The sequence below is a fragment of the Sulfitobacter sp. SH22 genome (assembly GCF_965641905.1).
Lineage (GTDB): Bacteria > Pseudomonadota > Alphaproteobacteria > Rhodobacterales > Rhodobacteraceae > Sulfitobacter.
Map to the genome: position 1 here is coordinate 1,908,842 of NZ_OZ282573.1, position 13,378 is coordinate 1,922,219.

At 58.5% G+C, this 13,378-nt stretch carries 14 protein-coding genes and 1 pseudogene; 3 read left to right on the top strand and 12 right to left on the bottom strand.

What is annotated here, in order from left to right; all coding sequences use genetic code 11:
- Window positions 1-9 precede the first annotated feature (9 nt).
- Together ACSQ13_RS11365 and ACSQ13_RS11370 are read left to right on the top strand one after the other, a co-directional pair.
- Complete coding sequence (locus ACSQ13_RS11365; protein WP_176250589.1) at window positions 10-1,899, top strand: OmpA family protein; 1,890 nt, start codon at window positions 10-12, stop codon at window positions 1,897-1,899.
- 3 nt (window positions 1,900-1,902) lie between these two features.
- Complete coding sequence (locus tag ACSQ13_RS11370) at window positions 1,903-2,229, top strand: hypothetical protein (protein ID WP_176250590.1); 327 nt, start codon at window positions 1,903-1,905, stop codon at window positions 2,227-2,229.
- Here the strand turns inward: ACSQ13_RS11370 and ACSQ13_RS11375 are convergent, their stop codons facing one another.
- The 10 genes from ACSQ13_RS11375 to ACSQ13_RS11420 form a co-directional block, all read right to left on the bottom strand.
- Entirely contained in the window at window positions 2,230-2,673 is a 444-nt protein-coding gene (locus tag ACSQ13_RS11375) for a molybdenum cofactor biosynthesis protein MoaE (protein ID WP_295509854.1), read from the bottom strand.
- Between the two features lies 1 nt (window position 2,674).
- Window positions 2,675-2,920: a molybdopterin converting factor subunit 1 gene (moaD, locus tag ACSQ13_RS11380; RefSeq protein WP_176250592.1), complete on the bottom strand. Its 246-nt coding sequence runs from the start codon at window positions 2,918-2,920 to the stop codon at window positions 2,675-2,677.
- On the bottom strand, window positions 2,920-3,579 hold the full coding sequence (gene pgsA, locus ACSQ13_RS11385) for a CDP-diacylglycerol--glycerol-3-phosphate 3-phosphatidyltransferase (RefSeq protein ID WP_176250593.1): 660 nt from the start codon (window positions 3,577-3,579) through the stop codon (window positions 2,920-2,922). Before pgsA ends, moaD begins: the two co-directional genes overlap by 1 nt.
- Window positions 3,580-3,699: 120 nt before the next feature.
- Window positions 3,700-5,565: an excinuclease ABC subunit UvrC gene (gene uvrC / locus ACSQ13_RS11390; protein ID WP_176250594.1), complete on the bottom strand. Its 1,866-nt coding sequence runs from the start codon at window positions 5,563-5,565 to the stop codon at window positions 3,700-3,702.
- Between the two features lie 286 nt (window positions 5,566-5,851).
- Window positions 5,852-6,631, bottom strand: a complete 780-nt coding sequence (locus ACSQ13_RS11395) for an SDR family oxidoreductase (protein WP_176250595.1) — start codon at window positions 6,629-6,631, stop codon at window positions 5,852-5,854.
- 13 nt (window positions 6,632-6,644) lie between these two features.
- Window positions 6,645-7,598, bottom strand: coding sequence for a calcium/sodium antiporter (locus ACSQ13_RS11400; RefSeq protein WP_295509990.1), 954 nt, complete (start codon window positions 7,596-7,598; stop codon window positions 6,645-6,647).
- A gap of 172 nt (window positions 7,599-7,770) precedes the next feature.
- On the bottom strand, window positions 7,771-8,568 hold the full coding sequence (locus ACSQ13_RS11405; protein WP_176250825.1) for a S49 family peptidase: 798 nt from the start codon (window positions 8,566-8,568) through the stop codon (window positions 7,771-7,773).
- Between the two features lie 52 nt (window positions 8,569-8,620).
- The gene (locus ACSQ13_RS11410) at window positions 8,621-9,382 is read right to left on the bottom strand and encodes an ABC transporter permease (protein WP_176250597.1); all 762 of its coding nucleotides are present in this window, start codon (window positions 9,380-9,382) and stop codon (window positions 8,621-8,623) included.
- Window positions 9,379-10,308, bottom strand: coding sequence for an ABC transporter ATP-binding protein (locus ACSQ13_RS11415; RefSeq protein WP_295509860.1), 930 nt, complete (start codon window positions 10,306-10,308; stop codon window positions 9,379-9,381). The genes ACSQ13_RS11410 and ACSQ13_RS11415 overlap by 4 nt, the downstream gene beginning before the upstream one ends.
- A gap of 64 nt (window positions 10,309-10,372) precedes the next feature.
- Complete coding sequence (locus ACSQ13_RS11420; RefSeq protein ID WP_176250599.1) at window positions 10,373-10,897, bottom strand: CoxG family protein; 525 nt, start codon at window positions 10,895-10,897, stop codon at window positions 10,373-10,375.
- A 111-nt stretch (window positions 10,898-11,008) separates the two neighbouring features.
- Here ACSQ13_RS11420 and ACSQ13_RS11425 point away from each other — a divergent pair, with 111 nt between their 5' ends.
- Window positions 11,009-11,989: a DMT family transporter gene (locus tag ACSQ13_RS11425; protein ID WP_176250600.1), complete on the top strand. Its 981-nt coding sequence runs from the start codon at window positions 11,009-11,011 to the stop codon at window positions 11,987-11,989.
- On the opposite strand, the gene ACSQ13_RS11430 is transcribed toward ACSQ13_RS11425, so the two are convergent.
- Window positions 11,986-12,951 (bottom strand): NADPH:quinone oxidoreductase family protein, encoded by a 966-nt coding sequence (locus tag ACSQ13_RS11430; RefSeq protein WP_295509866.1) that lies wholly within the window; start codon window positions 12,949-12,951, stop codon window positions 11,986-11,988. The two genes, ACSQ13_RS11425 and ACSQ13_RS11430, sit on opposite strands and share 4 nt — an antisense overlap.
- Window positions 12,952-13,147: 196 nt before the next feature.
- A pseudogene (locus ACSQ13_RS11435) lies at window positions 13,148-13,362 on the bottom strand (cytochrome ubiquinol oxidase subunit I); the annotation flags it as partial.
- Window positions 13,363-13,378 lie beyond the last annotated feature (16 nt).

The window sequence follows — 13,378 nt, forward strand, 5'->3', positions numbered from 1 at the left end:
AATGAGCTTATGCGTCTGTCTGCCCTTCTGATCATCGCGCTGACCTTTTCAGCGGCGGCAATGTTATCCCTCGTTGCTGCAAATTTCTCGGTCAAGCTGATCGAGGAAAACTCTGAAATCGGCGTGCGCGATGCGTTGGATGAAAAAGGCATGACATGGGCAGAAGTCGAAGCAGACGGCCTTCAGGTTGCCCTCTCGGGAACCGCCCCGAACGAGGTGATCCGCTTTAATGCGCTCAGCACAGCAGGCTCCGTCGTCGATGCGGCCCGTGTGATTGATCTGATGGCGGTCGAATCGCAAGCGGCGATCGCGGCCCCTCGGTTTTCGGCCGAGATATTGCGCAATGATTCCGGCGTGTCCATCAGCGGGTTGATCCCGACAACGACAGACCGGGACGCCGCCATGGATCGCTTTTATGCGATGGCAGGTCAGGAAAACGTCGCGGATTTTCTGGAATCCGCAAACTATCCGTCCCCCGACGGGTGGGAAGACGCGTTCGGCTTTGCCATTGCAGCGATGGAAAAACTGCCCCGCGCCAAAGTTTCCGTTGCCGCAGGGCGCGTCACCATTACCGCGATCTCTGACAGCTCAGAGGCCAAAGCCCGCCTCGAAGCCCAACTGCGCCGCGCGACGCCTCCGGGCTTGATCGTCACCATGGATATTTCCGCCCCGCGCCCCGTGATCACCCCCTTTACCCTGCGCTTCCAGATCAGCGACGAGGCAACGGATTTTGACGGGTGCAGCGCCGATACCGAAGCTGCCCGTGATCAGATCCTCAAGGCTGCGGTCAAGGCCGGCGCATCCGAAGGCCAGCGCTGTACCATCGGGATGGGTGTGCCAACCCCCCGTTGGGCCGATGCCGTTCAAACAGCAATCGCCGCGCTGGACAAAATCGGCGGTGGATCCGTCAGTTTTGTGGATGCCGACATTCATCTGACAGCAAAGGAAGGCACCGATCAGGCCCTGTTCGACCGTGTGATCGGGGAACTTGAAAACGCATTGCCGGATGTCTTTGCCCTGTCAGCGAAACTGCCCGTGACATCGGACCCGAATGCCGGCCCGCCGGAATTCGTCGCGACCCTGTCCCCCCAAGGCGATGTGCAACTGCGCGGCCGGCTCAGCAACGACGATTTACGCGAACTGGCCGACAGCTATGCCAAGGCCAGCTTCGGCTCGGACAAGGTCTATACTGCGGCCCGCATCGTAGATGATCTGCCCAGTGACTGGCCAACCCGCGTGCTGTCCGGTCTGGACGCCCTGTCAAAGCTTTCGAATGGCACGGTGATTGTCAGCCCCGACACGATCAGCGTCACCGGCAACACCGGCAACCCTGATGCCGGATCGGAAATCGCGACCTTGCTGGCCGGCAAGCTGGGCGAAGGCCAAGACTACGACGTCAAGGTGGTCTATCAAAAGCAGCTTGATCCGGTGCTGGGTCTTCCGACCCCCGAAGAATGCGAAAAACAGATCGGCGCTGTCGTAGCCGAAGGCAAGATCAACTTTGAGCCGGGCAGCGCCACCATCGATTCGTCTGCCCTTGGCACGATGGACAAGATCGCCGAGATTTTGAAAGACTGCGGCGATATCGCGCTCGAGGTTCAGGGCTATACCGACAGTCAGGGCCGCGAGGAAATGAACCTTGCCCTCAGCCAATCGCGTGCCCAATCGGTCTTGAACGAACTGCGTGCCCGTCGTGTGCTGACCGCGTCCTTTGTCGCAAAAGGCTTTGGCGAAGCAGAGCCTGTCGCCTCGAACGATACCGAAGAAGGTCGCGAAGCCAACCGCCGGATCGAGTTCCGGCTAATCCGGCCGGAAACGGACGAAACAGCGCTGGAAAACACCGAAGATACAGGCGATACAGAAGCTGGCGCATCTACGACCACGCAGGAAGGCAACTAACACATGAGCAGAACCGAGTTTATTATCGCTACTGCGATTATCCTGTTCGTCGCCTTTTGCATGGGCTGGTTTGCCAATTGGCTTTTGCACCGCTTTACGCGCGTCGCAGCCGATGATGTGGCCCAGCTGGACCGGATGAGCCAGGAACTGCACGAAGCCGAAGAAACCCGAGATCAGGCGATCACCTATCTGCAACAACGCGAGGCAGAGCTGACCAACCAGCTGAGCCAGACCGAAGCGGAATTGCGCGCGGCGATGGACGGGTTGCGCGATGCACGCCACGAAGCCGAAGAAATGCGCGCCTATATCGAACGCCAACAGGCCGGGTAATTACCAGCGGGCCAACGCGTCCTCGTCCTCATCCTTTGATTCAACCCACCCTGCGCCGGTCTTTGTGATTTCACGTTTCCAGAACGGCGCACGGGATTTCAGATAATCCATCAGAAACTCTGCCGCTTGAAACGCATCCTTGCGGTGACGGGCCGCAGTCGCGACCATCATGATCATTTCGCCCGGTACCAATCGGCCATAGCGGTGAATAACCAGCGCATCCCCCAAGGAAAACCGCACCATCGCCTGCTCGGCCATACCGCGCAACGCCTTTTCCGTCATGCCGGGATAATGCTCGATCTCCATCGCCTCCAGCGGATCATCCGGCAGATCCCGCACAACGCCGGTAAAGGTGACAATCGCGCCCATATCCTTGTGCCCGCCTGCGAAATCCGCTGACACAGCGCCCAGATCAAACGCCTCCTGCTGCACCGAGATATGCATGTCAGCCTCCCGTCATCGGCGGAAAAAACGCAACCTCGCGCACACCGGCCAGGGGCGCATCAAAATCGACAAGCTCTTGGTCCACCGCCACCCGAAGACTGGAAAGATCGGAAAACGCGATATCATAGCGTTCCTCGCGGGCGCGCAATTCTGCGACCAAATCCGCCACTGTCGCCGCGGCTGTGTCGATCTGTTCACGCGGCACGCCAATGCGTTCGCGGACCCAGGCAAAATAAAGAATGTCCATCAATTCGGCTCCGTCAAATGCGGCAAGGCCTTGCGCAGATAATCCGCGCCGGTAATGGCGGTCAAAGCGGCGGCGATCCACAACAAGACAAGCCCCACAAAACCGGCCCAGATTTCCAGATCCATATCGACGCCGGTCAGCTCATGCTCAAGCCCGATGCCTGTCACCTCGCCCGTGACCACATCCACACCCACAACGGATATCCCGAAATAATGTTCGAACACGCCCTGGCTGAACAGCACCGCAATCGCGACCATCTGCGCCGTGGTCTTCCACTTGGCAAGGTTTGTGACCTTCAGCGTCCCCGACACATCCCCCAGATACTCACGCAGGCCCGATACGAAAACCTCGCGGAACAAGATCACGGTGGCTGGCAAAACAAGCCACGGCGACCAGCTGGAAAACGCGACAATCACCATCAGGGCGATCACAACCATCGCCTTGTCGGCAATCGGGTCCAACATCGCACCAAGCTTGGTTTCCTGCTTCCACGCCCGCGCCAGATAGCCGTCAAACCAGTCCGTCACCGCCGCCGCAATGAATAAAAGCATTGCAAACCCGTCGGCATAAGGCCGCGACAGAAACAAAAACAGCATCGCGATACCAGGGGCCGCAATCAGACGGATCAGCGTCAGCGTATTCGGAATATTCCACTTCATTTCGACACTCTACAGCGTGATCCGGCAAGGGGAAAGCACCAACATATCGTCTTCATTTTGCAAAATAAACTCCCCGCGGAGCGTCCGCCCCCGATACCGAAAACAGCGCCTTGCGTTCAATCAGCCGCGCTCGTGAAAAAAACCGTAAATCCGTTCAGCCAATGCACGTGATACGCCCTCGACCGCCAGCAAATCGCTCAGGTTCGCGCGCCCCACGGCCTTGGCCGATCCGAAATGCGCCAGCAAGGCCCGTTTGCGCGCGGCCCCGACGCCCGGCACCTCGTCCAGCGGCGTGGCCCCCACGGCCTTGGCGCGTTTCGCCCGGTGCGTCCCGATGGCAAAGCGGTGCGCCTCGTCGCGCAAACGCTGGATGAAATACAGCACCGGATCATTGTGACGCAGGGCCATCGGGCGCTTGCCGACACGGTGGAATTCTTCCTTTCCCGCATCGCGGTCGATGCCCTTGGCAACGCCAACCATGGGGATGTCCTCGACCCCGTATTCGCGCATGATCGACGCAACCGCACTGACCTGCCCTGCCCCGCCATCAATCAGCAGCAGCTCGGGCCACATCCCCAGCTTGCGATCGGGGTCTTCTTTCAGCAGCCGTTTGAACCGCCGGGTCAGCACCTCTTTCATCATGCCAAAGTCGTCGCCCGGCGTCAGGTCTTCGCCGCGGATGTTGAATTTGCGGTACTGGTTTTTCATCATCCCGTCAGGGCCCGCAACAATCATGCCGCCCACCGCATTGGTCCCCTGGATATGCGAGTTGTCATAGACCTCGATGCGCTGCGGTGGCGCGTCCAGTTCAAAGGCATCGGCCAGCCCCCGCAGCAGGTTCGACTGTGTGGCGGTTTCGGCCATCTTGCGCGCAAGGGATTCGCGCGCATTGCGCAGGGCACCATCCACCAGCTCGGCCTTTTCGCCCCGTTGCGGTACCAGCAGTTCAACCTTGCGCCCCAGCTTGCCCGACAGCGCATCCGCCATCAGATCCATGTTCTCGATCTCGTTTGACAGGATCAACTGGCGCGGCGGTTCGCGGGTGTCATAGAACTGGCCGATAAAGGCCTCAAGAACCTCGGCGGCGTCCACATCGGGGCCAACGCGGGGGTAATAGTCGCGGTTCCCCCAGTTCTGGTTCGCCCGGATAAAGAACACCTGAACGCAGGCCTGTCCCTGCGCCATGTGCAGCGCAATGATATCCGCCTCCGAGACGCCTTGCGGGTTGATCCCTTGCGCCGTCTGCACCTGCGTCAGCGCCTTGATCCGGTCACGCAGGGCCGCGGCGCGCTCGAACTCCATATCCTCGGAGGCTTGGGCCATTTCGGCCGCCAACCGGCCCTGGATGTCCGTTGATTTGCCGTTCAGGAACTTCTGCGCATCCTGAACGGTCCTTTGATATTCTTCCGGGCTGATTTTACCCACGCAAGGGGCCGAGCAGCGTTTGATCTGGTGTTGCAGGCACGGGCGGGTCCGGCTTTCGAACATCGCATTCGAACAGTCGCGCAGCAGGAATACCCGCTGCAACTGGTTCAAGGTCCGGTTCACCGCACCTGCACTGGCAAAGGGGCCATAATAGTTGCCCTTTTCCTTTTTCGCGCCACGGTGTTTTTTGATCTGGGGATAGTCCTGATCGGCAGTCACCAGAATATTGGGAAAGCTTTTGTCGTCGCGCAGCAGCACGTTGAACTTGGGCTTGAGCTGCTTGATCAGGTTCTGTTCAAGCAGCAGCGCCTCGGTTTCGGTCTTGGTCGTCAGGAACATCATCGAGGTTGTGTTGGAAATCATCCGCGCAATGCGCCCCGAATGCCCCGATGGCCGCGCATAATTGCTGACGCGCGCGCGCAGATTACGGGCCTTGCCGACATACAAAACCCGGCTTTCGGAATCGAGCATACGGTACACCCCCGGCGACCCGTCGATGGTCTTCAGGTATCCTTGGATGACCTCATAGCCGGTCTTTGGTGTGTCTGATGTGTCAGTCATTGATTCGCGGTTCTCTGGGTGATTTGCTGCAATGGTTGGCTCTCAAGAACAAGAGCAAACATACCCCCGACTCCTGTGGATAACCCTGCATATAACTTTCTCCGAGGTTTCATTTTCCCTTGTTTTCAGCAGACTTCCGCCAAATGCTCATTTTTTAGGCAATTTCTTAACTTGCTGAATACAAAAGATATTTTTATCAACCTCCTACAAACCCCTGAAAACATGACGTAATTTGTAACGGATTTGTTAACTTATCAGGAAAAGTGCAAAACTTTTTGGTTGATGTTTACTCGAGCCCCAGCACATCCGGCGTTTTCCATCCCAGATGTTGCCCGCCATCCGTGCATAGCAACTGCCCCGTGACCGATGGCGCGTCCAGAAAATAGCCGAGCGCCGCCGTGATATCGTCGGGATTCGCGCCACGTTCCAGAATCACCCGCGCACGCTGTTTTTCAAAATGCTCGGCGGTTTGCTTGGCCCCTTGCAAGGTCGGGCCGGGGCCAATCGCATTCACACGGATCGCCGGAGCCAAAGCCTGCGCAGTGGTCTGCGTCATCGCCCACAGCCCCATCTTGGCGATGGTATAGGTCATGAACTCGGGGGTCAGTTTGCGCATCCGTTGATCGAGCATATTCACCACAAGGCCAGCGGCCATCGATTCGCCGTTATGGTCGGCAACGGGCTTGAGCCCCTGCCTTGCCATCGCTTGGGTCAAGATGAACGGCGCACGCAGATTGCTGCCGATATGGCGGTCCCAGCTTTCGGCGGTGGCCGTGGTGATCGTGTCATATTCAAAGATGGATGCGTTGTTGATTAGGCATGTGATCGGCCCGCCCAATGCCTCTGCCGCGCGGGAAAACAGGCTTTGCGTCTCGTCCTCGTTCAGCAGGTCGGCCTGAACGGCAACGCCACGCTGACCGGCGGCGTTAAGCGCGGCCACGACGTCATCGGCACCCTTGGAGGATGTATTGTAATGAACGGCCACATCATAGCCACGGGCCCCAAGATACAGTGCCATCGCACGGCCCAGCCGCGCACCGGCCCCCGTTACCAATGCAGTCTTCATGATACGGCCTTTCTCAGATCAAAATAACAAGCAGGTACAGTGCATATAGTCCGCAAAGGACGATACCCCAGACCCGCGTGATATCCTGACGCAAATAGACAAAGGGGATCAGCAGCAAAGACGCCCCCAACATCACCCAGAAGTCAAAGCGCATGAATTGCGGATCAACCTCGATCGGGCCAACCAGGCTTGCCACGCCAATGATGCCGAGTAGGTTGAACATGTTCGACCCGATCACGTTGCCCAATGCCACATCGGCCTGACGGCGCAACGCCGCCATCACTGTTGTCGCCAGTTCCGGCAAAGACGTACCAATCGCAACAAGGGTCAGCCCAATCACCGTATCGCTGATGCCATAGGCCCGCGCGATGATGGACGCATTATCGACCAGCAGGCTTGCGCCCAAAGGCAAACCAATCAGCCCCAGGATCAGGAAAACCGCAATGCGCCAGCCCGGCATATCGGGGTCCGCCCCTTCGGGTTCTTCCATCTCGTCGGGGGCAAGGCCCCTGCATTCCTGCCGGTGTTTTTGGGTGTCGCGAAAGGCATCGAATAGCACGAAGGCCAGACAGACCAGCAAGACGCCACCGGCCCAAAGATCGTACACACCGCGCAATGCCAAAAGGATAAAGATCACCGAAGCCGCGATCATCATGTTGAATGTCTTGCGGGTGGAGCATTCAGAGGTGTGCATCGTCGCCATCAAGGCGGGCACCCCCAGAACCAACAGTATATTCGCCGTGTTCGACCCGACGACATTGCCAAGCGCAATCCCCGATGCATTATCCAGCACCGCCTTGATCGAAATCAGCAATTCCGGGGCCGAGGTGCCAAAGGCCACAATCGTCAAGCTGACAATCAACGCCGGCACGCCAAGACGCAAGGACAGGTTTACCGCCCCCTTAACCAGCGCATCCCCTGCCAAAAGCAGGATAACCAGCCCCAAGAAACTGTAAAGCCATGGCATGATCATCCGCGTTTCCCCCCACAGCCACAGGGGCCTTTGCCTATGCGATAGCGGCCGCAGGACCTGCACTTTGCCTGACTGAAACGTTTGCCGCCCAGCCAATGCATCTTGCCGAACCACGCAAGGACGCCCATGGCGACAAGGAATAACAAGACGACCTTAAGAACCATGCCTAGAGGCCAAACTTTGCATAGGCCGCGCGTTCTTCGATGCCATCAACGGCGTCACCGAAAATCTGGGCCCCGAAGCGCGACAAAAACGGCTTTTTGCTGCCGTAACGTGCGAAGATGACCTTGTCACCGAACCGCTCCTTCAGCATCGGGGTCAGATGGCCGATGCCGTCAATCAACCCCAATTCGGCTGCGCGCTTTGCCAGCCAGATTTCGCCCGTGAACAGATCGGTTTCAGTGTTCAGCTTGTCGCCGCGCCGGTCTTTGACGTGCTCGATGAAATTGGTGTGAATGTCGCCCAGCAATGTCTTCAGCCGCGCGACGTCTTCGGCCTTTTCCGGGCGGAAAGGGTCCAGCATGGATTTCGACTGGCCCGCCGTATAGACGCGCCGTTCGATGCCATAGCGGTTGATCAGTTCGTTCACCCCGAAGGATGATGAAATCACCCCGATAGACCCGACAACCGAATTGGGGTCGGCATAGATTTCATCGGCTGCCGCTGCCAGCCAATACCCACCCGAGGCCGCCACATCTTCGACGAAGGCGATGACGGGTATGTTCTTTTCCTGCGCCAAGCGTCTGATCCGCGCGCCGATCAGCGACGACTGCACCGGGCTCCCCCCGGGGGAGCTGATCTCGAGCGCGACAGCAGCAGGTTTGCCCCGCCGGAACGCTTTTTCAATGACCGGCCCGATGGTTTCGTCACTAAGACCGACACGGCCGCGGCCGCCGATCACACCAGACAAACGAACAACCGCAACGATCGGATGCGACGACAGGAAAGGAATGTATTTTCTCATAGTTTGCATGTAGAGCGCCCATCGTTCTCAAACAAGGCAGTTGCCAAGATACTTATTGCCGAATGCGCCAGCCGGTCCGGAAAATCCACCAGATCACGGCCAAACATAGCGCAGTGAACCCTGCAATCGCGAAAAGGCTGGTCAAAATCGGCACATCGGCAGCGCCAAAAAACGACCACCGGAACCCCGAGATCAGGTAAACCACAGGGTTAAAGTGCGAAATCACCTGCCACACGGGCGGCAACATCGAGATCGAATAAAACGACCCGCCAAGGAAAACGAGGGGGGTGATGATCAACAGCGGCACCAGTTGCAGCTGTTCGAAACTGCCTGCCCAAATCCCGATGATGAAGCCGAACAGGGAAAAGCTGATACAGGTCAGCACCAGAAACAGCACCATCCAGACCGGATGCTGAATGGTGATATCAACGAAAAAGAACGCGGTGGCCAGGATGATGACCCCGATAAACAGCGCCTTGGTCGCGGCAGCACCGACATAGCCCAGCACGATCTCGATAAAGTTCACCGGCGCGGAGAGCAGTTCGAAAACCGTGCCGATGAATTTGGGGAAATAGATGCCAAAGGACGCGTTCGAAATCGACTGGGTGATGACGCTCAGCATGATCAGGCCCGGCACGATGAACGCGCCATAGCTGATCCCCTCGACCTCTTGGATGCGGCTGCCGATGGCCGCGCCAAAGACGACGAAATACAACGAGGTCGACAATACCGGCGACACAAAGCTTTGCGTGATCGTGCGGAAAAAGCGGGCCATCTCGAATTTATAGATGGATGAAACAGCGATCCAGTTCATGCTGCATCCTCCTTTACCAGATCCACGAAAATGTCTTCCAGACTGCTTTGCGATGTCTCGATATCGGTCAGGACCAGACCCGCAGCGGCCACATCGGACAGCAGTTTGGTGATGCCCGTCCGTTCGGCGCGCGTGTCATAGGTATAGATCAGACTGTCCCCGCCCGGCGACAGAACCAGCGCATCGGATGTCAGGCTGGCGGGCAACGCGTCAATCGGCTTGGACAGTTGCACGGTAAGTTGCTTCTTGCCCATGCGCGCCATCAGCTTGTCTTTGTCTTCGACCAGCAGCAATTCACCCTTGGCAATCACACCGATCCGGTCTGCAATCGCTTCGGCCTCTTCGATGTAGTGGGTGGTCAGGATAATGGTCACCCCATCCGCCTTGAGATTTGCCACGATCTCCCACATGTCGCGGCGCAATTCGACGTCAACGCCGGCGGTCGGCTCGTCCAGAAACAGCACCCGCGGTTCATGAGACAGCGCCTTGGCGATCAGAACGCGCCGTTTCATCCCCCCGGACAAGGCCCGTATCTGGGTGTCTTTCTTATCCCAAAGCGACAGCTGCCTGAGGATCTTTTCCAACGCAGCGTTATTTTTGGGTTTGCCAAACAGGCCGCGCGAAAAGCGGACGGTGTTCATCACGGTCTCGAACGGTTCAAGGTTGATTTCCTGGGGAACCAGACCGATCATTGACCGTGCTGCGCGGTAATCGGTAATCGTGTCATGCCCGCCCACTTTGACCGACCCGCCGGTCGCAGTGGTGATACCGCAAACGGTTGAGATCAATGTGGTTTTGCCAGCGCCATTGGGGCCAAGCAGGGCCAGAATCTCGCCCTGCCTGATGTTCAGACTGACCCCTTTGAGGGCCTCGAACCCGTCGCCATATGCTTTGCGCAGGTCTTGGATTTCAACAATATCTGGCATCAAGGCCTCCGGTTTATTTTGCCGGAAACTAGACTGAATGAGGCCAAGTTAACAGGGGGTCGGTTCAGGACTTTTCCCGCCCGAACCAGCCCTTCTTTTTGGGCGCATCGGCGGCAGCTTCGTCACCCGTCGCGGCCTCGGCATCGGCTGGCCCCTCAAGGGTTTCTTGCAGGTTGTTGAAAAACTGATCCGCCATTTTCTTGGCAAAGCCGTCGATGATGCGGCTGCCAAGCTGCGCCAGTTTTCCACCGATCTTGGCCTCGACGTCATAGCTCAGTTCGGTGCCGCCATCCTTGGCCACCAGCCTGACATCCGCCCCGCCCTTGGCAAAGCCCGCAGCCCCGCCCTTGCCTTCGCCGCTGATCTTGATGGATTGCCCCGGCACCATGTCCGACATGGTCACCTGCCCTTTGAATGTGGCCTTCACCGGCCCGACCTTTTGCACCACCGTCGCCTCATAGCCGGCTTCGGGTGATCCGGTGACTTCGGTGGCACCCGGCACACATTTGATCAGCATGTCGGGGTCTAGCAGGGCTGCGTAAACCTCTTCGGGGGTGGCAGCGATCTGGCGGGTGTCTGACATTTGCATCGGGGTGTCCTCCTGAGGGGCGATATTTCTGCAAGCCTAACGCAGGTAATATGCCCGCGCCAAGGTGGAAACACGCTGGACAGGATGCGGATAGCTGATAGGTCATGCAATATGAATGCAAATGCACATAACAAATCCGGCGCAGCCATCGCCTTTATCTTTGCAGGCGTGTTTGCGATTTCGATCAACGACATGCTGATCAAGCAATTGTCGGGCGGCTATCCCCTGCACGAGATCGTCTTTGCGCGCGCCTTTATCGGTATTCTTTTCGGCCTCGGCCTGGTCCAGCTCGAAGGGGGATGGCGCATTCTAAAAACCTCGCAGTGGCATTGGCATTTGCTGCGCGGGTTGCTGGTGGTGATCGCCAATATGACGTTTTTTCTGGCGCTGGCCGCCCTGCCCCTGGCGGACGCGACCGCCCTGTTCTTTGTCGCCCCGCTGTTCATCACGCTGCTGTCGATCCCGATTCTGGGGGAAAAGGTCGGCATCATGCGCTTGGGGGCTGTGGCCGTCGGCTTTGCCGGTGTGGTGATCATGCAGCGCCCTTGGGCATCGGTAGAAAGCCTGCAAGCCTCGCGGCTTGTGCTGTTGCTGCCCGTCGTGTCGGCGCTCACCTATGCGCTGAACCAGTTGATGACCCGCAAGCTGGGTGTGCGCAGCAAGGCATCGGCCTTGGCGATTTATATCCAAGGCACGTTCCTGATCGTGTCGATCGGGTTTTTCCTGATCGCAGGCGATGGCCGTTTTACAAATGACGCCAGCGCGCCATCGATGCAGTTTCTGCTGCGGGCTTGGGTTTGGCCAGCAAGGGGGGACATCTGGGTGTTTCTGGGCCTTGGCCTGAATGCTGCCGTTATCGGCTATTGCCTAAGCCAGGCCTACCGCATCGCAGATGCGGCCACAGTCGCGCCGTTTGAATATATCGGCCTGCCGCTGGCCGTGTTCTGGGGGCTGGTGATCTTTGGTGACCTGCCGGTCTGGGAGGTCTGGGTCGGCATCGGATTGATCCTGGGGTCGGGCCTGTTCGTGTTCCTGCGCGAGCGTCAAAAGGCCCGCGCATCCCTGCGCAACCAACCGATGCGCGGCGGTTAATCCGAAACGCGCACCACGACCTTGCCGGTTGCCTTGCGGCTGCGCAGCAGTTCCAACGCCTCGTTCGCCTGCTCTAGCGGCAGGACATGACTGACATGGGGTTTCAGCTTGCCCGCAACATACCAGTCGATCAGCGCCCGAAAGCTGTCGGTCAGCACTTTGGGTTTGAACTTTTTGTAGCCGCCCCAGAACAGCCCCAAGACATTCAGGTTCTTGACCATCACGATATTGGCAGGGATCTGCGGCACCTCGCCTGATGCAAACCCCAACGGCAGCAACCGCGCTTCAGGGTTGCATGCACGCATCGCAGCTTTGAACAGGTCGCCGCCAATCGGGTCATACACCACATCGGCCCCGCCCAGCGCTTTGACGATCTCGCGGATATCATCAACCTCGGAATCGATCAGGTGGTCGGCCCCTGCCGCGCGGCAGATATCCAGCTTGGCCTGGCCACGGGCACAGGCGATCACCTCGGCTCCCATCAGCTTGCCCAGCTCGACCGCCGTCAGACCCACCCCACCCGATGCGCCCAGCACCAGCAGCCGTTCGCCGGGTTGCAAACGCGCCTTATAGTCCAACGCCACATGGCTGGTGCCATAGGCAATCAGAAAGGCAGCGGCATCAACCGCGTTCATCTCGTCTGGAATGGCAACGCAGATATCGGCAGGCACCACGGCATAGTCCGCCAGCCCGTGAAACCCGCTGTACGCCGCGATGCGCTGCCCGGTTTCCAACCCATCGACGCCCGCGCCCAAGGCAGTCACAGTACCCGCCAGTTCCATCCCGAGGGTAAAGGGCAAAGCCGGCTTTTCCTGATAGGTCCCCTTGATCAGCAACAGATCCCCAAAGTTCAGACCGCAGGTTTCAACCTTGACCAAGACCTCGCCGGGGCCGGGCACCGGTATCTCCAGTTCTTGCAATTGAAGCGGCTGGTCATAGGCGGTGACTTGCATGGCGCGCATGGGGGTATTCCTTGGCTGGGTCGAACGACAGGTTTGACCGCAAAAGGGCCAGAGGTTTTGCGGTTTTGCAACCCCCACATCTGGCCCATTTCGGTTCAGCGCCGTTACCTTGCGTTACGGCACAATCTCCGGCCGGATCGCATGGGCGGCAATGCCAAGCGCCAGAACGCTCAGCACACAGATCGCAAAGAGCCACCCGGTTCGGGATGCCGAACAGGATCAGCGGGGGGCTGTCAAAGTGGCTTTCCATTGCCATGACTTTTGCGGGCTGGTGTTCAAGGATGTTGATGCCCCCACTGCCCCCACCACAAGCCCTGTGGTCAGATAGGCCGCAAGCACCATGTGCAGCAAACGGGTGGCGAAGGACGGGGTAAAGACGATCTTCCACCAATCCAGCCGGATAAACTGGCCCCGCAGCGAAATATGG